The organism is Leucobacter sp. wl10 (assembly GCF_003569785.1).
Classification (GTDB): domain Bacteria; phylum Actinomycetota; class Actinomycetes; order Actinomycetales; family Microbacteriaceae; genus Leucobacter.
The window spans coordinates 197680-217409 of record NZ_KZ983989.1; the positions used below are offsets into that span (position 1 = coordinate 197680).

At 70.0% G+C, this 19730-nt stretch carries 20 protein-coding genes; 2 read left to right on the plus strand and 18 right to left on the minus strand.

Going from position 1 to position 19730, the window contains the following annotated elements; all coding sequences use genetic code 11:
- Nucleotides 1–2: 2 nt before the first annotated feature.
- The 3 genes from metK to D1J51_RS04735 all read right to left on the minus strand — a co-directional run bounded on the left by metK (nt 3) and on the right by D1J51_RS04735 (nt 2375).
- A complete protein-coding gene (gene metK, locus D1J51_RS04725) occupies nt 3–1211 on the minus strand; it encodes a methionine adenosyltransferase (protein WP_119074023.1) in 1209 nt (402 codons plus the stop codon).
- 124 nt (nt 1212–1335) lie between these two features.
- Nucleotides 1336–1629 (minus strand): DNA-directed RNA polymerase subunit omega, encoded by a 294-nt coding sequence (gene rpoZ, locus D1J51_RS04730; RefSeq protein WP_119074024.1) that lies wholly within the window; start codon nt 1627–1629, stop codon nt 1336–1338.
- Between the two features lie 80 nt (nt 1630–1709).
- A complete protein-coding gene (locus D1J51_RS04735) occupies nt 1710–2375 on the minus strand; it encodes a DUF8185 domain-containing protein (RefSeq protein ID WP_119074025.1) in 666 nt (221 codons plus the stop codon).
- A 99-nt stretch (nt 2376–2474) separates the two neighbouring features.
- Between D1J51_RS04735 and D1J51_RS04740 the strand changes: the two genes are divergently transcribed.
- Entirely contained in the window at nt 2475–3344 is an 870-nt protein-coding gene (locus tag D1J51_RS04740) for an acyl-CoA thioesterase (RefSeq protein ID WP_119074026.1), read from the plus strand.
- 38 nt (nt 3345–3382) lie between these two features.
- On the opposite strand, the gene D1J51_RS04745 is transcribed toward D1J51_RS04740, so the two are convergent.
- The 3 genes from D1J51_RS04745 to D1J51_RS04755 all read right to left on the minus strand — a co-directional run bounded on the left by D1J51_RS04745 (nt 3383) and on the right by D1J51_RS04755 (nt 6145).
- Nucleotides 3383–3850: an acyl-CoA thioesterase gene (locus D1J51_RS04745; RefSeq protein WP_119074027.1), complete on the minus strand. Its 468-nt coding sequence runs from the start codon at nt 3848–3850 to the stop codon at nt 3383–3385.
- 25 nt (nt 3851–3875) lie between these two features.
- Nucleotides 3876–5558 carry an energy-dependent translational throttle protein EttA gene (gene ettA / locus D1J51_RS04750; protein ID WP_119074028.1) on the minus strand — a complete coding sequence of 561 codons (1683 nt, stop codon included), beginning with the start codon at nt 5556–5558 and terminating at the stop codon, nt 3876–3878.
- A gap of 95 nt (nt 5559–5653) precedes the next feature.
- Nucleotides 5654–6145, minus strand: a complete 492-nt coding sequence (locus D1J51_RS04755) for a DUF6993 domain-containing protein (protein WP_119074029.1) — start codon at nt 6143–6145, stop codon at nt 5654–5656.
- A gap of 273 nt (nt 6146–6418) precedes the next feature.
- Here D1J51_RS04755 and D1J51_RS04760 point away from each other — a divergent pair, with 273 nt between their 5' ends.
- The gene (locus D1J51_RS04760) at nt 6419–6970 is read left to right on the plus strand and encodes a single-stranded DNA-binding protein (protein ID WP_119074030.1); all 552 of its coding nucleotides are present in this window, start codon (nt 6419–6421) and stop codon (nt 6968–6970) included.
- An 8-nt stretch (nt 6971–6978) separates the two neighbouring features.
- On the opposite strand, the gene msrA is transcribed toward D1J51_RS04760, so the two are convergent.
- The 12 genes from msrA to murC all read right to left on the minus strand — a co-directional run bounded on the left by msrA (nt 6979) and on the right by murC (nt 19718).
- On the minus strand, nt 6979–7512 hold the full coding sequence (gene msrA / locus D1J51_RS04765; protein ID WP_119074031.1) for a peptide-methionine (S)-S-oxide reductase MsrA: 534 nt from the start codon (nt 7510–7512) through the stop codon (nt 6979–6981).
- The gene (nadE, locus tag D1J51_RS04770) at nt 7509–8360 is read right to left on the minus strand and encodes an ammonia-dependent NAD(+) synthetase (protein WP_119074032.1); all 852 of its coding nucleotides are present in this window, start codon (nt 8358–8360) and stop codon (nt 7509–7511) included. Before nadE ends, msrA begins: the two co-directional genes overlap by 4 nt.
- 34 nt (nt 8361–8394) lie before the next feature.
- The gene (dnaE, locus tag D1J51_RS04775; protein WP_240422932.1) at nt 8395–11904 is read right to left on the minus strand and encodes a DNA polymerase III subunit alpha; all 3510 of its coding nucleotides are present in this window, start codon (nt 11902–11904) and stop codon (nt 8395–8397) included.
- Nucleotides 11905–12041: 137 nt separating this feature from the next.
- Nucleotides 12042–12962 (minus strand): RluA family pseudouridine synthase, encoded by a 921-nt coding sequence (locus D1J51_RS04780; RefSeq protein WP_119074034.1) that lies wholly within the window; start codon nt 12960–12962, stop codon nt 12042–12044.
- A complete protein-coding gene (lspA, locus tag D1J51_RS04785; protein ID WP_240422906.1) occupies nt 12949–13581 on the minus strand; it encodes a signal peptidase II in 633 nt (210 codons plus the stop codon). Before lspA ends, D1J51_RS04780 begins: the two co-directional genes overlap by 14 nt.
- Nucleotides 13582–13589: 8 nt before the next feature.
- Nucleotides 13590–14255 (minus strand): DivIVA domain-containing protein, encoded by a 666-nt coding sequence (locus D1J51_RS04790; protein ID WP_119074036.1) that lies wholly within the window; start codon nt 14253–14255, stop codon nt 13590–13592.
- Between the two features lie 87 nt (nt 14256–14342).
- Nucleotides 14343–14636, minus strand: coding sequence for a YggT family protein (locus D1J51_RS04795; RefSeq protein WP_119074037.1), 294 nt, complete (start codon nt 14634–14636; stop codon nt 14343–14345).
- Nucleotides 14637–14639: 3 nt separating this feature from the next.
- Entirely contained in the window at nt 14640–15149 is a 510-nt protein-coding gene (locus D1J51_RS04800) for a cell division protein SepF (protein ID WP_119074089.1), read from the minus strand.
- A gap of 30 nt (nt 15150–15179) precedes the next feature.
- The gene (locus tag D1J51_RS04805) at nt 15180–15875 is read right to left on the minus strand and encodes a YggS family pyridoxal phosphate-dependent enzyme (RefSeq protein WP_240422909.1); all 696 of its coding nucleotides are present in this window, start codon (nt 15873–15875) and stop codon (nt 15180–15182) included.
- Between the two features lie 5 nt (nt 15876–15880).
- Complete coding sequence (gene ftsZ / locus D1J51_RS04810) at nt 15881–17110, minus strand: cell division protein FtsZ (RefSeq protein ID WP_119074038.1); 1230 nt, start codon at nt 17108–17110, stop codon at nt 15881–15883.
- Between the two features lie 157 nt (nt 17111–17267).
- On the minus strand, nt 17268–18287 hold the full coding sequence (locus tag D1J51_RS04815; protein WP_119074039.1) for a cell division protein FtsQ/DivIB: 1020 nt from the start codon (nt 18285–18287) through the stop codon (nt 17268–17270).
- A gap of 9 nt (nt 18288–18296) precedes the next feature.
- A complete protein-coding gene (gene murC / locus D1J51_RS04820) occupies nt 18297–19718 on the minus strand; it encodes a UDP-N-acetylmuramate--L-alanine ligase (RefSeq protein WP_119074040.1) in 1422 nt (473 codons plus the stop codon).
- Nucleotides 19719–19730 lie beyond the last annotated feature (12 nt).

Genomic DNA, 19730 nt, shown 5'->3' on the forward strand with positions numbered 1-19730 from the left:
CTCTACAGGCCGGCGGCGGCCCGCAGCTCGGCGACGCGGGGCGTGGCCTCCCAGGTGAACTCGGGGAGCTCGCGGCCGAAGTGCCCGTAGGCGCTCGTGCGCGCGTAGACGGGGCGGAGCAGATCGAGGTCGCGGATGATCGCGAGCGGGCGCAGGTCGAAGACCTCCCGCACCGCGCGCTCGATGCGGCCCCGCGGCACCGACTCGGTGCCGAAGGTCTCGACGTAGAGGCCGACGGGGTGCGCACGGCCGATCGCGTAGGCGATCTGCAGCTCGGCGCGGCGGGCGAGCCCGGCGCGCACCACGTGCTTGGCGACCCAGCGCATCGCGTAGGCGGCGGAGCGGTCGACCTTCGACGGGTCCTTGCCGCTGAAGGCGCCGCCGCCGTGCCTGCTGGCGCCGCCGTAGGTGTCGATGATGATCTTGCGCCCGGTGAGGCCCGCGTCGCCCATGGGGCCGCCGATCACGAAGGGGCCGGCCGGGTTGATGAAGAGCTGCGCGTCGGCACTGCGCAGCTCCACCCGCTCGAGCACGGGCCGGATCACCAGGCGCTCGACCGCGTCGCGCAGGGCCTCCTGCGAGATGTCGGCGTGGTGCTGGGTGGAGAGCACGACCGCCTCGACGCTCGCGGCTCGATCCCCGTCGTAGCCGATCGTCACCTGCGTCTTGCCGTCCGGGCGCAGCTCGGGCAGCGCGCCGCTCTTGCGCACCTCCGTGAGGCGCTCCGCCATGCGGTGCGCGATCCAGCTGGGCAGCGGGTGCAGTTCCGGCGTCTCGTCCGTCGCGTAGCCGAACATGATGCCCTGATCGCCGGCGCCCTGACGGCTCAGCCCATCGTCTTCGTCCGCCTCGCCGCTGCGCACCTCGAGCGAGGAGTCGACGCCGCCCGCGATGTCGGGCGACTGCTGCCCGATCGACACCGAGACGCCGCAGGAGGCCGCGTCGAAGCCCATCTCGGAGCTGGTATAGCCGATGTCGCGCACGGCGTCGCGCACGATCTGGGGGATCTCGACGTAGCCCGTGGTCGAGACCTCGCCGGCCACGTGCACGAGGCCGGTCGTGACGAGGGTCTCGACGGCCACGCGCGCTCCCCGATCCTGCTCGAGCATGGCATCGAGGATCGAGTCGGAGATGCGGTCGCAGATCTTGTCGGGGTGGCCCTCGGTGACCGATTCCGAGGTGAACTGACGCAGCGGGTTGCTGGAAGGCACGGCGGCTCCTTGCGTAGGGTTGCGTTGCGGACGGGGCGGGCGGCGAGGACGGAAAACGCCGGTGGCGCCGGATCCCAATCAGGGTATCCGACGCCACCGACGAAGCCGCGAGTGCAGCGGAGGGTTACGCGCCGATCGCCGCGTCCTCCTCGGCGTCGCCCGACACCGGGGTGCGCTGGGCCATGGTCAGCTTGCCCTCGACGATCTCGTGCAGCGCGATCGACAGCGGCTTGTCGTCGACCGACGAGTCGACCAGCGGGCCGACGTTGTCGAACAGGTTGCCGTCGTGCAGATCCGTGTAGTAATCGTTGATCTGGCGGGCGCGCTGCGAAGCGAAGATCACCAGGGCGTACTTCGAATCGACCTTCTGGAGCAGATCGTCGATGGGCGGGTCGATGATGCCGTTGGGGTTGGCCATGTACACACTCCTCTAGTTGACCTCAGCTATCTTAGCCGAGGATCGCCGATCCCGCTGGGATCCGGGCGAAGGCGGGGCGCCTACCCCGGCAGCGAACGCACGAGCACGTAACCGCGCGACGTCGTCAGCCGCGTCCAGGTCAGGGAACGGGAGACCCGCACGCGCTCCTCGTCGCGCAGGAAGCCCATCGTCTCGGCCGCGAACGCCGCCGCCGCGGGCAGCCCGGGGGCTATCTCGGCGCCCCACACGGAGGCCCGCACGCGCAGCACCACCGCCTCGCCGGGATCCTCCGGCAGCAGCGCGGACACCCGCTCCATGCCCTCGGAGGCCACTGCCGCGAGCGAGGACTGATCAATCGCCCCCATCGGATCCCACCCGGAGACCGGCGGCAGCACGCCCGCCCACGCCACCATCGAGGTCGAGTCGGGCACCTCGAGCGACAGGCCCGTGATCCCGAGCCGCGCGATGCGATCGAGCAGCGCCCGCGCGGGCACCGTCTCGTCCACCTCCGTCGTACGCCCCTCGGCATCCGCGGGCTCCGCGGCGAGACCGAACGCCCGCATCACCAGCACCACCGGAACCGGGTCGGTGATGCCGCGCGGCGCCTGCGTGCAGCCGTACACCGCGAGGACGGGGCCTCGCGCGACGATGCGCACCTCCTCCTGCCCGGCGCGCTGCAGGCGCTCGAGGAAGATGCGCAGATCGTCGCGGGTGGCGTGATCCGCGAGCGGCAGGGTGGCGGCCATCGCTCCAGCCTAGCGAACGGGCGGCCCTCCGTCCGGAGTGCCGCGCGGTCATAGACTGGGAGCATCGTCCACGCGATGGAGCCGACCCCAGGAGGACTCATGACCGCTCCCCCCGATCTCCTCGAGATGCTCTCGGTGCTCGACTCGGGTGCGCGCACGCGGGAGGACATCCTCACGGGGCCCGCGTTCCCCACCCCGCACGGCAGGTCCTTCGGCGGGCAGGTGCTGGGCCAGGCCATCGCCGCGGCCGGCACGACGGTGCCCTCGGATCGCGCCATCCACTCCATGCACGGCTACTTCCTGCGGCCGGGCGACAGCGAGGAGCGCATGACCTTCGAGGTGGATCGGCTGCACGACGGCCGCTCGTTCTCCACGCGCCGCACGCAGGCGTATCAGGGCGGGCAGGTGCTCATGTCGATGATCGCCTCCTTCCAGGAGCAGGATCCCGGGCTCGAGCACCAGGAGCCCTTCGAGCTCGGGACGCTGCCCGGCCCCGACTCCCTGCCGAGCGTGTGGGAGAAGTACGGGCACCTCACGAGCAGCGGCCGGGCGTCATGGGTGATGAACCGCCCGTTCGACTTCCGCTACCTCGAGTCAGACATCATCCTCGACGTGGCCGAGCGCAGCAATCGGCAGCGCGTCTGGCTGCGCAGCCGGGACACCTTCGACGCCCCGGCCCTGCTGCACGCGGCGGCGCTCGCGTTCGCGAGCGACTACCTGCTGCTCGAACCCGTGATGCGGCGGCACGGGGTGCCGTGGGCGACGCCGGCACTGCGCGGCGCGAGCCTCGATCACGCCATGTGGTTCCACCGCCCGTTCCGCATCGACGAGTGGCTGCTCTACGAGCTCCACTCGCCCACCGCCCAGGGCGGGCGCGGCCTGGCTCACGGGCGCTTCTACGATCGCGAGGGATCGCTCGTCGCGAGCGTGTCGCAGGAGACCATGATCCGGCTGCCCGAGGCGGAGTAGCGGCGCGGGCCTCGCCGGCGCGGGTGATTCCCGGCGGATCAGCCGCGACGCATCCGCACCGGCGCGTCCGTCCACGGCTCGACCGCGGTGCGGCCCTCGTCCGAGAGCCGCACCGGGCGCAGCGTCTCTCCGTCGACGATCACCATGGTGGTGACGGCCCGGGCCACCACGCGCCGCTCGGCGGCCGAGCCGTCGACCACCTCGTAGTGCACCTCGAGGCTCGATCCCCCGAGCCTCCCGATCCACAGCTCCACCGTGATCGGCTGCTTCGCGTACTCGAGCACGCCCAGGAACTCGATCTGCTGGTTCGCCACCAGCATCTTGGAGCCGCCGTGATCCTCGTCGCGGAAGTGGCCCTCCATGCCCGTCGCCTCCCGCGCCGACCCCATCCCGAAGACCCGTACCCGCGCCTCCTCGAGGTACCTCGCGTAGGCGACGTTGTTGACGTGGCCGTAGCGGTCCTGGTCGCCCCAGCGCAGCTCCATGTCGATGTGCGCGCGCGCCATGTGCGGTCGCCCCTCCCCTCGCGGACTAGCCGCGGGTCAGCTTGCGGTAGGTGAGGCGCGACGGCTTCGCCGCGTCGGGGCCGAGGCGCTCGATCTTGTTCGCCTCGTACGCCTCGAAGTTGCCCTCGAACCAGTACCAGCTCGCCGGGTTCTGCTCGGTGCCCTCGTAGGCGAGGATGTGCGTGGCGATGCGGTCGAGGAACCACCGGTCGTGCGTGATGACCACGGCGCAGCCGGGAAACTCGAGCAGCGCGTTCTCGAGGCTCGTGAGGGTCTCGACGTCGAGGTCGTTGGTCGGCTCGTCGAGCAGCAGCAGGTTGCCGCCCTGCTTGAGCGTGAGCGCGAGGTTCAGCCGGTTGCGCTCGCCGCCCGAGAGCACGCCGGCGGGCTTCTGCTGATCCGGCCCCTTGAAGCCGAAGGTCGAGACGTAGGCGCGCGACGGGATCTCGGTCCTGCCCACCTGGATGTGGTCGAGCCCGTCGGAGACGACCTCCCACACCGTCTTCTTCGGATCGATGCCTCCGCGGGTCTGATCGACGTAGCTCAGCTGCACGGTCTCGCCGATCTTCAGCTCGCCCCCGTCGAGCGGCTCCATGCCCACGATGGTCTTGAAGAGCGTCGTCTTGCCGACGCCGTTCGGGCCGATGATGCCGACGATGCCGTTGCGGGGCAGCGAGAACGACAGCCCGTCGATGAGCCTGCGACCGTCGAAGCCCTTGTCGAGGTCCTCGGCCTCGAGCACGAGGTTGCCGAGGCGCGGGCCCGCGGGGATCTGGATCTCCTCGAAGTCGAGCTTGCGCGTGCGCTCGGCCTCGGCCGCCATCTCCTCGTAGCGGGCCAGGCGCGCCTTCGACTTGGCCTGCCGCCCCTTCGCGTTGGAGCGCACCCACTCCAGCTCCTCCTTGAGGCGCTTCTGCAGCTTGGCGTCCTTCTTGCCCTGCACCTCGAGTCGCGCGGCCTTCTGCTCGAGGTAGGTCGAGTAGTTGCCCTCGTACGGGTAGAGTCGGCCGCGGTCGACCTCGCAGATCCAGGTGGCGACGTGGTCGAGGAAGTACCGGTCGTGCGTCACCGCCATGACGGCGCCCGGGTACTTGGCGAGGTGCTGCTCGAGCCACAGCACGCTCTCGGCGTCGAGGTGGTTGGTGGGCTCGTCGAGGAGCAGCAGGTCCGGCTTCTCGAGCAGGAGCTTGCAGAGCGCGACGCGGCGCTTCTCGCCGCCGGAGAGGTGCTTCACGATCGCGTCGGAGGGCGGGCAGCGCAGCGCGTCCATCGCCTGCTCGAGCTGGTTGTCGAGGTCCCAGCCGTCGACGTGGTCGATCGCCTCCTGCAGCTCGCCCATCTCGGGCAGCAGCGTGTCGTAATCGGCGTCGGGGTTCGCCATCTCGGCCGAGATCTCGGTGAAGCGGTCGAGCTTGCCCTTGATCTCGGCGACGCCCTGCTCGACGTTCTCGAGCACGGTCCGCTCCTCATCGAGCTCCGGCTCCTGCATGAGGATGCCGACGGAGTAGCCCGGGGTGAGGATGGCCTCGCCGTTCGAGGGGGTGTCGAGGCCCGCGATGATCTTCAGAATGGTCGACTTGCCCGCGCCGTTGGGGCCGACCACGCCGATCTTGGCGCCCGGCAGGATCGCCGTGGTCACGTCGTCGAGGATCACCTTGTCGCCGTGCGCCTTGCGGGCGCGGACCATCTGGTAAATGTACTCAGCCATATGCTCTCTCGGGCGCGGGCGCCCCGAACTCCCTGCTTTGAAAGGATGGAAACGGTTCCCCACCACTCTACCGCCCGCGATCCGCGGCGGCGGGGCTACCAGTCGATCGGCCGCGTGTTGCCGATCAGGCAGATGTCGCCGCCCGGTCCCACCGCGGGGAGCTGCTTCGCCACGAAGCTCCGGTCTTCGGCGACGACCTGGCCGACGAGGCAGTCGGCGCCGATGCGCACGGAGACGTAGATGCTGTCGGCGGCGAGGCCGGTCTTGGTCTCGTCGAAGCTGACCTGCATCGCGGTCTTGTCGAAGCCCACCGCTGCGACCGCGTCGACGACGGGCGCCCCGGTGACGGGCTGCTGGCTCGCCGAGAACACGCGCAGCGCTTCCGTGAAGGCCGGCAGGTTCTGCTCGGCGGTGCCGCCGGGCACGAACTGCGGGGCTGTTTCGGGCGACTTCGGAGTCTCCCGGGGCGGCGTCTGCGGTGTCGGCCCCGCGAGCAGGGAACAACCCGCGAGCAGCGGCAGCGCGATGCAGAGCGAGAGCAGCGCAGCGGCGCGGGGTCGGCGTGAGGACGGCAGGGCTGAGCGCACCTGGCCAGTGTACGCAGCGGATCCTGGCAATCCCCGGCGCGCCGCACGCGCCGGGCGCGCCGGGCGGCTGGGATCGATGCCTTCGCTCACAGGCAGCCTGTTTCGCGAATCGGGAGGAGTTGTCCACGGATGTCCGGGATCGGGCCCGCGGAGCGCCCCGATGCAGCAGTCTGAAGACGAGCGGGCGGATCGTTCCCCGCACGGCGCGAGTCGCCCGCTCGCCCATCGCACGGGATCCCGGTGCACCCCGGGACGGATCGTAAGGAGAGCATCATGTCCACCCCCATCTGCGTCATCGGCACCATCGCCACCGCGCCCAGGCTCCTCAGGTCGGCGTCGAACGTCGCGTTCTGCACCTTCCGGCTCGCGAGCAACGAGCGCCGCTACGACCGGGAGCAGGGCAAGTGGGTCGACGGCGACACCAGCTGGTTCTCCGTCAACTCGTTCCGCAGCCTCGCGGAGCACGCGGATGGCTCGTTCTCGAAGGGCGACCGGATCGTCGTCAGCGGTAAGCTCCGAACTCGCGAGTGGAGCAAGGACGGCAAATCGGGAACCGTGATGGAGATCGAAGCCGAGGCTCTGGGCCATGACTTGCGCTGGGGCGTATCGGCCTTCACCAAGCGAGTCGGCGCCGACCCGGCGGGGAGCACGGCCGACACCGCCTCGGGCCCGGAGTCAAGCGTCTCGGGCCCGACCGAGGCTGCCGTGATCGGCGAGCAACCCGGCTGGAGCAGCCGGCCGGCGCACCCCGATCCCGACGGCGTCCAGGAGGGCGCGGGCGCTCCGACGCGGAGGGGAGACGGCTTTGTTCCCGCCGCGGCCTGACGCGCCGGTCAGCGCAGGTACTCGGCGAACGAGGCCCGCACCTTGTTGACCTTCGGCACGGCAACGGCGAGGCAGTAGCCCTGGGTGGGGTTCTTCGCGAAGAAGTCCTGATGGTACTCCTCCGCGGGATACACCTCGCCCAGCGGCTCGACCGACGTCGCGATCTCGCCGGCGGCGCTCCAATACGCCGCAGCCCGCTCGCGCGCGGCCTCGAAGAGGGCCTTCTGGGACTCGTCGGCGTAGAACATCGCCGAGCGGTACTGGGTGCCGACGTCGTTGCCCTGGCGGTTCACCTGGGTGGGATCGTGCATCGTGAAGTAGGCGTCGAGGATCACCTCGGCCGGGATGACGCTCTCGTCGAAGGTGACCGCGACGGCTTCGGCGTGCCCCGTCGCACCGGTGCAGACCTGCTCATAACCGGGGTGCGGAGTATCGCCCCCGGTGTAGCAGGAGATCACCTCCGTCACGCCGCGCAGCTGACGGTACGCCGCGTCGAGGCACCAGAAGCAGCCTCCGGCGAGTACGAACGTGGTCGTGGTCATGATGTCGCTCCTGTTCCCTCGGCGCTCCGCCACCACGTGTCAGAGGGGGCGACCGGAAGCCGGCGCTTGTGCTCGGTGGCGCGGTAGCGGCGCTCCAGGTTCTCGCCGACGCTCCTCGGCACCTCCTCGCCGCGCAGGTAGGCGTCGATCTGCGGGTAGCCGGTGCCGAGGCTCGCCTCGTCGGTCTGGCCGGGCTCCTCGTCGAGCAGGTCGGCCGTCGGCGCCTTCTCCCAGAGGCGGCTCGGCGCGCCCAGGTGTCGCAGCATCGCTGCCCCCTGCCCCTTGGTGAGTCCCGAAAGCGGGAGCACGTCGGCCGCGCCATCCCCGAACTTGGTGAAGAAGCCCGTGATCGCCTCGGCGGCGTGGTCGGTGCCGATCACCAGCAGACGCCGGTCCCCCGCGATGGCGTACTGCGCCACCATGCGCACACGCGCCTTGACGTTGCCCCTGGTGAAGTCGCTCACGGGTTCGCCGGTGCCCGTCTCGACCGCCGCGGCGACGCCGTCGACGCCCGCGGCGATGTCGACCGCAAGGGCGCGATCGGCACGGATGAAGGAGAGCGCGAGCTGCGCGTCTTCCTCGTCCTGCTGCACGGCGTAGGGCAGGCGCACCGCGATGAACTCGGCCTCGTCCCCTCCCGCCCGCAATCGCTCGGCGGCGAGCTGCGCCAGTCTCCCGGCGAGCGCCGAGTCCTGACCGCCCGAGATGCCGAGCACGAAGCCCCGCGCACCGGGGATCGAGCGCGCGTAGTCCGTCAGGAAGGCCACGCGACGCTCCACCTCGGCAGCCGCATCGATCTCGGCCCGCACCCCGAGCGCGTCAATGATCTGCTGCTGCAACTCGCTCATGCCTCCACACTACCCCGGCGGTATTGCACGGACGTTACGCCACCAGTTCCTCGACCGGTGCGAGGCAGCGCGGCCCGAGCAGCCCCTTGAGCTCGCCGAAGAGATCCGCCGACACCCGCACCTGCTGCGGCAGCTCGAACACGCGAATGCTTCCGGTCGTCAGCAGGTTGAGGCGCACCTCGCTCTCCCCCCGGTGCCGTTCGAGCGTCTGCTTGAGCTCCTGCATCAGCTGCTCGGTGGCGCGGGAGTCGGCGACGCTGAGCGTGAGCGTCGATGCGTCCTCCTGCACGGCCGCATCGATCGGCTTGACCCCGTACGCGTGCATGGACATGCCGTCGTCGCGGGCGTTCAGCTTGCCGCGCAGCGCGACGATGCTGTCCGGCTGCAGCAGGCTGCCGAACTCCTGGTACGACTTGCCCATGAAGAGCGCCTGGATCTCGCCCGTGAAATCCTCGAGGGTCACCATGCCGTAGAGATTGCCCGACTTCGCGGTGCGGTGCTGCACGCTCGTGAGCAGCCCGGCGAGGGTCACGATCTCGCCGTCGAAACCGCCGCCCGTGTCGGTGCCCGTGACCTGGAGGACCGTCGCGTTCGCCTCCTTGGCCAGGGCGGCGTCGAGGCCGCGCAGCGGATGGTCCGAGACATAGAGGCCGAGCATCTCCCGCTCGAACGAGAGCTTGTCCCGCTTGGTCCACTCGGGGCGATCCGGCACCTGCGAGACCGCACCCGCCGCGGAGTCGGAGTCTTGCGCGGCGTCCGCGAAGAGGCTGTCGAAGTCGAAACCGACGTTGCCGTTCTCGGCGTCGCGCTTCTCCTTCACCGCGCTCTCGATGGCCTGCTCGTGAATCTCCACGAGCGCCCGCCGCGTCCCCCCGAGCCCGTCGAACGCGCCGGCCTTGACGAGCGACTCCACCGTGCGCTTGTTGAGCACGACGAGGGGCACCTTCTTGAGGAAGTCGTGGAAGCTCTCGAAGGCGCCCTTCGACTCCCGGGCCTCGCGGATCGCTTCGACCACGTTCGTGCCAACGTTGCGGATCGCGCCGAGGCCGAAGCGGATGTCGTCGCCCACGGCCGAGAAGTTCGCGAAGGAGTCGTTCACAGCCGGCGGCAGCACCCTGATGCCCATGCGTCGGCACTCGTTGAGGTAGACGGCGAGCTTGTCCTTCGAATCCCCCACGCTCGTGAGCAGAGCCGACATGTACTCGGCCGGATAGTGCGCTTTCAGATAGGCGGTCCAGTAGCTCACCAGGCCGTACGCAGCGGAGTGCGCCTTGTTGAACGCGTAGTCCGAGAACGGCAGCAGAATGTCCCAGAGCGCCTTGATCGCGCCCTCCGAGAAGCCGCGCTCCCGCATGCCGCCTGAGAAGCCCGCGTACTGCTTGTCGAGCTCCTCCTTCTTCTTCTTGCCCATGGCGCGGCGCAGGATGTCCGCCTGGCCGAGCGAGAAGCCGGCCACCCTCTGCGCGACCGCCATCACCTGCTCCTGGTAGATGATGAGGCCGTAGGTGGTGTCGAGGATGTCCTTGAGCGGCTCCTCGAGCTCGGGGTGGATCGGCGTGATCTTCTGCTCGCCGTTCTTCCGCAGCGCGTAGTTGGTGTGGGAGTTGGCGCCCATGGGGCCGGGACGGTAGAGCGCGATGAGCGCCGAGATGTCCTCGAAGTTGTCGGGCTTCATGAGCCGCATCAGCGAGCGCAGCGGCCCCCCGTCGAGCTGGAACACGCCCAGGGAGTCGCCGCGGGCCAGCAGCTCGTACGACGCCTGGTCGTCGAGCGCCAGGTGCTCGAGGTCGAGATCCTCGTCCCGGTTGAGCTTGATGTTCTCGATGGCGTCCGAGATGATCGTGAGGTTGCGCAGCCCCAGGAAGTCCATCTTGATGAGGCCCAGGCCCTCGCAGGTGGGGTAGTCGAACTGGGTGACGATCTGCCCGTCCTGCTCGCGCTTCTGCAGGGGGATGATGTCGATGAGCGGGTCGCTCGACATGATCACGCCGGCCGCGTGCACGCCCCACTGCCGCTTCAGTCCCTCCAGACCGAGCGCGACGTCGTACACCTTCTTGGCGTCCGGATCCTCCTGCAGCACCGTGCGGAACTCCGCAGCCTCCTTGTACCGCGGGTGGTCCGGATCGATGATCCCGGAGAGCGGGATGTCCTTCGCCATGACCGCGGGGGGCATCGCCTTCGTCAGCTTCTCCCCCATGCCGAAGGGGAAGCCGAGCACGCGCGACGCGTCTTTGAGCGCCTGCTTCGACTTGATCGTGCCGTAGGTGACGATCTGGGCGACGCGCTCGTCACCGTACTTCTCCGTCACGTACCTGATGACCTCGCCGCGGCGCCGATCGTCGAAGTCGACGTCGAAGTCGGGCATGGAGACGCGGTCCGGGTTGAGGAAGCGCTCGAAGATGAGGCCGTGCTGCAGCGGATCGAGATCCGTGATCCTCATCGCGTACGCCACCATCGATCCCGCGCCGGAACCTCGGCCCGGCCCCACCCGGATGCCGTTGTCCTTCGACCAGTTGATGAAGTCGGCGACGACGAGGAAGTAGCCGGGGAACCCCATCTGGGTGATGACGCCGATCTCGTACTCCGCCTGCTTGCGCACCTCGTCGGGGACGCCGCCCGGATAGCGGTAGTGGAGGCCCTTCTCGACCTCCTTCACGAACCAGCTGTCCTCGGTCTCCCCGGCCGGCACGGGATAGCGGGGCATGTAGTTGGCCGAGGTGTTGAACTCGACCTCGCACTTCTCGGCGATGAGCAGCGTGTTGTCGCAGGCGTCCGGGAGCTCGCGGAAGACGTGCCGCATCTCGGCGGCGGACTTCAGGTAGTAGCCGGAGCCGTCGAACTTGAAGCGATTGGGGTCGTCGAGCCGCGAGCCGGACTGCACGCAGAGCAGCGCCGAGTGCGCCTCCGCGTCGTGCTCGTGCACGTAGTGGAGGTCGTTCGTCGCGACGAGGGGGATGTCCAGGTCCTTCGCCAGCGCGAGAAGCTCCTTCTGCACCCGGCGCTCGATGTCGAGACCGTGGTCCATGATCTCGCAGTAGAAGTTCTCCCTGCCGAAGATGTCCTGGAACTCGGCGGCCGCGTCGCGGGCCTCCTTGAGCTGGCCGAGCCGCAGCCTGGTCTGGATCTCGCCCGAGGGGCAGCCCGTCGTCGCGATGATGCCCTTCGCGTAGGTCTGCAGCAGCTCCCGGTCCATACGGGGCTTGAAGTAGTACCCCTCCATGCTCGAGCGCGAGGAGAGGCGGAAGAGGTTGTGCATGCCCCCGGTGTCTTTGGAAAGCAGCGTCATGTGCGTGTAGGCCCCGGCGCCCGAGACGTCGTCGCCCGCGCCGTCTCCCCAGCGCACGCGCGTGCGATCGCCGCGGTGCGTGCCGGGAGTGAGGTAGGCCTCGATGCCGATGATCGGGTTGACCCCGCTGTCGCGCGCCGTCTTCCAGAAATCGAAGGCGCCGAAGGTGTTGCCGTGGTCGGTGACGGCGATAGCCGGCATACCCTGCTCGGCCGCGGCCCGCACGAGCGGCCCCACCCGAGCCGCACCGTCGAGCATCGAGTACTCGCTGTGCGTGTGCAGGTGGACGAAGCCGTCTTTCTCGGACACCGATGAACCCCTCTCGCCGACGCATCAAGGTTATCGTCCGCCGCCGACAAATCTCATGTGCGCGGGCGGAGCGCGCCGATTCCCGGCTACCGGCCTGCCAGGACGTCGAGAGCGTGCTGCAGGTCTTCCGGGTAGGCGCTCTCGTACTCCACGTGGGCTCCACTGCCGGGATGGCGGAACCCCAGCCGCATCGCGTGCAGCCACTGGCGGGCGAGCCCGAGGCGCGCGGAGAGCGCGGGGTCCGCTCCGTACATGCCGTCGCCGACGCAGGGGTGCCGCTGCGCGGACATGTGCACGCGGATCTGGTGGGTGCGGCCGGTCTCGAGCTCGATCTCGAGCAGGCTCGCGTACGGGAAGGCCTCGATCGTCGTGTAGTGGGTGACGGACGGCTTGCCGTCGCGCGTCACCGCGAACCTCCACTCGTGACCGGGATGACGTCCGATCGGCCCCTCGATCGTCCCTGACAAGGGGTCCGGGTGGCCCTGCACGACCGCGTGGTAGATCTTGTCGACCTCGCGCTCCTTGAAGGCCCGCTTCAGATCGCTGTAGGCCCGCTCGCTCTTCGCCACCACCATCAGGCCGCTCGTGCCCGCATCGAGACGGTGCACGACGCCCTGCCGCTCGGGCGCGCCGGAAGTCGCGATGCGGTATCCGGCTCCGGCGAGCGCGCCCAGCACCGTCGGCCCCTCCCAGCCGAGCGACGGGTGCGCCGCGACGCCGGCGGGCTTGTCGACCACCACGATGTCCTCGTCGTCGTGCACGATCCCCAGTTGCGGCAGGTGCACCGGCACGATCTCCGGGCCGCGCTTCTCCTCCCAGGAGACCTCGAGCCACCCCCCGGGCGTCAGCCGATCGGACTTGCCGAGCGCGCGCCCGTCGAGTACCACGCCGCCGGCCTGCGCGATCTCTGCGGCGAAGCTGCGCGAGAAGCCCAGCATCTTGGCGAGCGCGGCATCGACCCGCTCGCCCCCGAGCCCTTCGGGCACGGGCAGGCTACGATGCTCCATCGCCGCGGTCCTCACCGGTGTTCTCGGCCCTCGCGGCCCCCCGCCTCCCGTGGTCCCGGTGCCGCGCGCGCGGCGAGCCGTCGATGGGCAGCCCGAGCAGGCTGATCACGACGAAGATCACCATGCCGCTCACGATGCCGATGTCCGCGATGTTGTAGATGGCGGGGTCGAAGCCGAGCCACATCCAGGGCGTGAGGATGTAGTCGATCACGTGGCCCACGGGAAACCCGGGCTCGCGCGTGAGCCGATCGGTCAGATTGCCGAGCACTCCGCCGAGCAGCAGGCCGAGGAAGAGCCCCCAAGGAATCGAGCGCAGGCGCCGGATCTGCCACAGGATCACGACGACCACGATCACGGCCAGAGTGGTGAAGATCCAGGTCGAACCGCTGGCGATGGAGAACGCGGCGCCCGGGTTGCGCACGAAGTACCACTGCAGGAAGTCGCCGAGAACGGGGACGACGCGCTCCTCCGGAAGGGTGGAGATCACCCAGTTCTTCACGAGCTGATCAGCCGCGAGCAGCGCCGCTGCGACGCCGAGCAGCAGCAGGGGCACGAGCCGCCGTCGAGACGAGGAAGCGGGGGCGACCTCCGCCGCCCCCGCTTCGGGAATTCCGTTCACGCTCCCGGCTACTGCAGGCCGTCGGGGGCGCCCGCGGGCTCGGGCGAGCCGTCCAGGCTGCGCAGCTGCGACTGGATGTAGGAGCGCAGGGTGGAGCGGTACTCGCTCTCGAACTGACGCAGATCCTTGATCTTGAACTGGAGCTCGCTGCGCTCCTCGCCGAGCACGCGGAGCTCATCGGCCCGCTGCTTCTGAGCCTCCTCGACGAGCTGCTTGGCCGTGCGCTCCGCGTCCTCGATCATCTGATCGCGCTTCGTCTCGGCCTCGGCGATGAGCTTGTCGCGGGTCGTCTCGCCCTCCTGCACGTGCTTGTCGTGCAGCTCGAGCGCGAGCTGCAGCATGGCGCTCGACTTGACGGCGTCGGCCTGCGGGGCCGACTCGGGAGCGACCTGTGCCGGTACCGGAGCGGGTGCCGCGACCGGGGCGTCGACGACGATGGTCTGCTCGGAGGGGGCCTGCTGCCCGCTCGGCTCGCCCTTCGACGCCTCGCAGGCCTCGAGCTTCTCGGTGAGGTCCGCGATCTGGGCTCGTAGCTCCTCCTTCTCCTGCTCGTGCTGGCGCAGCTCCTCGACGATCGTGTCGAGGAAATCGTCGACCTGGTCGAGATCGTAGCCGTCGCGGAACTTGGTGATCGTGAACTTCTGATTCACGACGTCTTCGGGAGTCAGGGCCATCGTTACGTCTCTTTCACTTCGGGACCACTGACGTGGTCATGGGTCAACGCTAGCAAATAATGTCGGGTTCCCGCAGGTTCGCGCTCATCACCACCCGGGGAGGATGGCCAGCAGGATCCAGCACGAGATCAGCGTGAGCATCCAGCCGAGATCGAGCATGACCTGCCCCAGGCGGATCGGCGGAAGGACCTTGCGGAACATCCTGATGGGCGGATCCGTCACCGTGAAGACGAACTCCACCAGTACCGCCGGCACGCCTCGAGGCCGGAAGCGCCGGTTGAACACGAGGATCCAGTCGATCACCAGGCGCACCCAGAGCAGCAGGATGTAGATCCGCAGCAGCACCTTCACCACGGTGGTGATCGTTAAGACGATCTCCACCTCTTACGCCGAGGGCGCCACGAAGAACGAGCCGCTGTCGCCCTGCCGCGAGTCCTCGCCCCCGACCCCGATGTGCTCGGGGGACAGCAGGAACACCTTGCTGGTGACCCGCTCGATGCGCCCGTGCAGTCCCATGGTGAGGCCGCTCGCGAAGTCGATGAGGCGCTTGGCCTCCCCCTCGTCCATGCGAGAGAGGTTGATGATGACCGGAACGCCGTCGCGGAAGCCCTCCGCGATGACCTTCGCGTCCTTGTACTCGGTGGGATGCACGGTGAGGATCTCGTTCATCGGCTGCTGCGCGGGCTGCTTCGCCGGCGTGACCCGGCGCAGCGGCGTCACCGCGGCGCGCTGCGGAGCGGCGGGGCGGCTCGTCTCGGCCTTGGGCGTGGTGGGGGCGGGCGTCGCGCGCGGAGCGGCCGAGGCCCTCTCCTGCTGCGAAGCCGCGTTCTGCTCCTCGAGTTCCTCCTCCGCGAGGCCCAGGAACACCATGGTCTTCTTCAGCGGATTGCTCATCTTCTCTCCCAACGGTGCGGTGCTTCGAGACTATCTGGGCTCCGGGCGTTTGCCCGTGATTGCGCTGCCGATTCGCAGGTGTGTCGCGCCGTGGGCGATCGCCTCGGCGTAGTCGTGCGTCATGCCCGCCGAGATCGCGGACGCGGCGGGGTCGAGCGAGCGCAGGCGCTCCGAGTAGCCGGCGAGCCGCTCGAATGCGCGAGCGGGATCCTCCTCGAGCGGTGCGACGGCCATGACGCCGCGCAGTCGCAGGGACGGCGCTTCGAGCACGCGTTCGGCGAGCGGCAGGGCGTCGTCGGGGGCGACGCCCCCGCGGTGCGGATCGTCGGTGAGGTTGATCTGCACGAAGGCGTCGATCTCGCGCTCCACGCCGGAGAGGGCGTCGACGAGACGCTCCCGGTCGATCGAGTGGATCGCGTGCGCGTAGCGCGCAGCCTGCCTGGCCTTCTTGGTCTGCAGCTGGCCGATGAAGTGCCAGGCGAGGTGCAGCCCGGCGAGTTCCTCAGCCTTCGCCTGAGCCTCCTGGTGCCGGTTCTCCCCCACGTCGCGCACGCCGAGGTCGGCGAGCGCCGCGACGAGCGAGGCGGGATGGAACTTCGTCACGACGATCAGGGTGACGTCCTCGGGATCGCGGGAGGCTGATCGGCACGCGTCCACGATCCCGTCGCGCACCTCGGCGAGTCGCTGGCCGAGCCCGGGGAGCACCGCGGAATCCGGGAAACCCACCCCTCCTACCTCAGGAACTCGGGGATGTCGAGATCGTCGTCGTCATCGCCGTCGAAGGCCGGGTCGGAGAGCTGCGCCTCGACCGGGGGGTTCAGCACCTCCCCGAACTGGCCGGTGGCCGGGCTCTTGGCGTCGGCGTCCCGCTCCTGCGAGGCGTTGAACCCCGGGAAGCCGAGTCCCGTGGCCTCGCTCGTCGAGGAGGCGCGCGCGCCGGGAGCCGCGACCTCGTCGAGGCTCTCCACGTGGCTGCCGCGTCGTCCGCGCTCGGGCGCCGTCACCTGCGGCGAGGGCTCGACGTCGAAGCCGGCCGCGATCACGGTCACGCGCACCTCGTCGCCGAGCGTGTCGTCGATGACCGTGCCGAAGATGATGTTGGCCTCGGCGTGCACGACGTCCTGCACGAGCGTCGACGCCTCGTAGATCTCGCTGAGCGCGAGGTTCGAGGATCCCTGGATCGACAGCAGCACGCCGTGGGCGCCCTCGACCGACGCCTCGAGCAGCGGCGAGGCGACGGCGAGCTCGGCCGCCTTGATCGCTCGGTCGGCTCCCCGCGCGGAGCCGATGCCCATGAGCGCCGCTCCGGCGCCCTGCATCACGGACTTCACATCGGCGAAGTCGAGGTTGATGAGGCCGGGGGTGGTGATGAGGTCGGTGATGCCCGAGACGCCCGCGAGCAGAACCTGATCGGCGGCCGCGAAGGCCTCGATCATGCTGATCCCGGGCTCGGCGATCTCGAGCAGGCGATCGTTGGGCACGACGATGAGGGTGTCGACGGCCTCGCGGAGCGTGTGCACGCCGGCGTCGGCCTGGGCCGCGCGGCGCTTGCCCTCGAAGCTGAAGGGGCGGGTCACGACGCCGATGGTGAGGGCGCCGATGGACTTCGCGATCCGGGCGACGACCGGTGCCGCTCCGGTGCCCGTGCCGCCGCCCTCGCCTGCGGTGACGAAGACCATGTCCGCTCCGGCGAGGGCCTCCTCGATCTCCTCGGCGTGATCCTCCGCCGCCCGGCGCCCCACCTCGGGGTCGGCGCCCGCCCCGAGGCCTCGGGTGAGCTCGCGCCCGATGTCGAGCTTCACGTCGGCGTCGCTCAGCAGGAGCGCCTGGGCGTCAGTGTTGACCGCGATGAACTCGACGCCGCGCAGGCCGAGCTCGATCATGCGGTTGACCGCGTTGACGCCACCGCCGCCGACTCCGACGACCTTGATCACCGCGAGGTAGTTCTGGTTGCCTGACACCTGGATCCTCCGCCCCCAACCTTCAACCTCTAGCTGAAGTTAAAAGTTAGTATCGCCGTATACATTTCCTGCGCACAACGCTAAGGGCCGTGCGCCCCGCAGAACCGCAGACACGCCGCGATTCGCGACTCTGCCGCGCGACCTGCGGCCCCCGCGCCTACCGGAAGACCGGCGCGTCCACGGACGAGACGTCGATCAGCTGCACCGGCCGATCGGCCAGGGACGTCAGCATGCGCTGCAGCACGATCGCCTTCTCCGCCGTGCGCTCGGCGTCGCCCCAGAGCACCTCGACCCCGCTCGTCAGCGTGAAGGTGACGTCCTGCGCGCTCGTCGCCGACACCGCGCCGATCTGGGCGCGCAGCTCCGCCGGCATGCCGCGCAGGGCGCGCGCAGCCGAGCGGAACGACGGCGACGAGAGATCGGTCACGGCGCCGCTCGCGACGGGCACCCCCGCAGGCGGGGCCTCGGCGTTGCCGAGCAGCACGCCCGCGGCGTCGTAGAACGCGTAGCCGCTCCCGCCCTGCAGCGAGACCACGGCCACGCGCTCCTCGATGCGCACGACGAGCGTGCTCGGCGGCACCCGCTCCACGGCGTAGCGCTGGATGAGCGGGAAGGGCTCCAGCGCGCGGAGCACCTCGGCATCGTCCACGAGTGCCAGCGGGCGGCCTTCGAAGCGCGCGAGCGCCCGCCCGATCTCTCCCTGGTTCACCGACACCGCGCCGACGACCCGCACCTCGCGCACCGCCATGAGCGGGGTGAACGCCCCCGCCGCCACGAAGAGCGCGAGGCCCACGACGGCGCCGAGCGCGATCAAGCCGTTCCGTCGTCGCCGACGCGCGTCCGCGGAGAACCGGCGTCGCTCCCGGCGGATCCTGGCGCGGCGCAGTCTGCCCGCCTCGCGCACTCTGCGCTCCGCCGCTCGCACGGGATCGGCCTCGCGCGCCCCGCGCAGCCTGGCGAGCCGGGATCCCGGACCACGCCCCGCCGGCTCGATCGAGGCATCGCGCGTCTCGCGGGCCTCGCTCAGGTCGACCGTCGACGCGAGATCGCCGTCCGCGCGCGCCCCCGCGTCGGCGCGCGCTCCCCGGTCCGGAAGCGCCGTCGGCTCGGGCTTCTCCACCCGCCCCGGCCCCTCCACCCGCTCGGGGGTCCGGTCGAAACCGCTCGGTCGCTTCATGGGCGCGGCTCAGCGGGGCTCGGGCTCGAAGCGGCCGCGCAGCGCCGCGACCACCTGGGGGATGATCCGATAGACGGTACCGCAGCTCATGGTCACCATCACGTCGCCGGGCCTGGCGATCTCGGCGAGATAGTCCGCGGCGTCCTGCCAGTCCGGCCGATAGGCGACCCGGCTCGGATCGGCGAAGTCCTGCGCGACCAGCGCGCCCGTGACGCCCTCGACCGGGTCCTCGCGCGCGCCGTCGACGGCGAGCACGACCGTGTGATCCGCCCCGGCCTCGAGCGCCTCGGCGAACTCGCGGTGGAACAGCCGCGTGCGACTGTACAGGTGGGGCTGGTGGATCGCGATGAGCCGCCCCTCCCCGACCACGGCGCGCGCCGAGTCGAGCAGCGCGGCGACCTCGGTGTGGTGGTGGGCGTAGTCGTCGTAGACCCGCACCCCCCCGACCTCGGCGTGGAACTCGAAGCGGCGCTTGGTGCCGCCGAACTCGGCCACCGCGGCGAGCGCCGGCCCCGCCTCGAACCCGAGGCCGATGAGCACCGCGAGGGCGCCGACCGCGTTGACGGCGTTGTGCCGCCCGTAGACCCGCAGCCGGGCGCCGTGCCGCTCCCCCTCCACCTCGACCTCGAAGCGCACGGGGCCGGAGTCGTCGATCGACACGATGCGCACGTCGGCCCCCTCGGACTCGCCGAAGGTGCGGATCGGCGGGTGCTCCCCGCCCGCCCGCAGCGCGTCGAGCACCTCGCGCGCGCCGGGATCGTCCGCCGAGACGACCAGCTGCTCGCCAGCCCCCCGCGCGAAGTCGACGAAGGCCCGCATGAACGCTTCGCGGGAGCCGTAGAAGTCGAGGTGCTCGGGGTCGACGTTCGTGATCAGCGCCACCGCGGTGTCGTAGAGCAGGAACGACTTGTCGCTCTCGTCGGCCTCGATCACGAAGAGGTCGTCGTCGCCCGGCCCCGAGCTCACCCCGAGCGACTCGATGACGCCGCCGTTCACGAACGAGGGATCGGCGCCGAGGCCCAGCAGCCCGGTCACGATCATGCCGGTCGACGTCGTCTTGCCGTGGGCGCCCGCGACCGACACCACGCGCTTGCCGCGGGCGAGCCACGCGAGCGCGTGCGAGCGGTGCAGCACCGGCAGCCCCTTCGCGAGGGCGGCGCGGTACTCGGGGTTGTCCTGCCACAGCGCGCCCGTCACCACGAGCGTGTCGGCCTCGCCCACGTTCGCGGCGTCGTGCCCGATGCTGACGGGGATGCCGAGTCTCTCGAGCGCCTCCGTCGAGTAGTTCGCGCTGCGATCCGAGCCGGTCACCGGCACGCCGGCCTGGTGCATCATACGCGCGATGCCGCTCATGCCCGACCCGCCGATGCCGACGAAGTGCACCCGACCGAGCCCATCGGGGATCTCCATCTCGAGATCGGGATAGATCATGCGTCCTCCTCA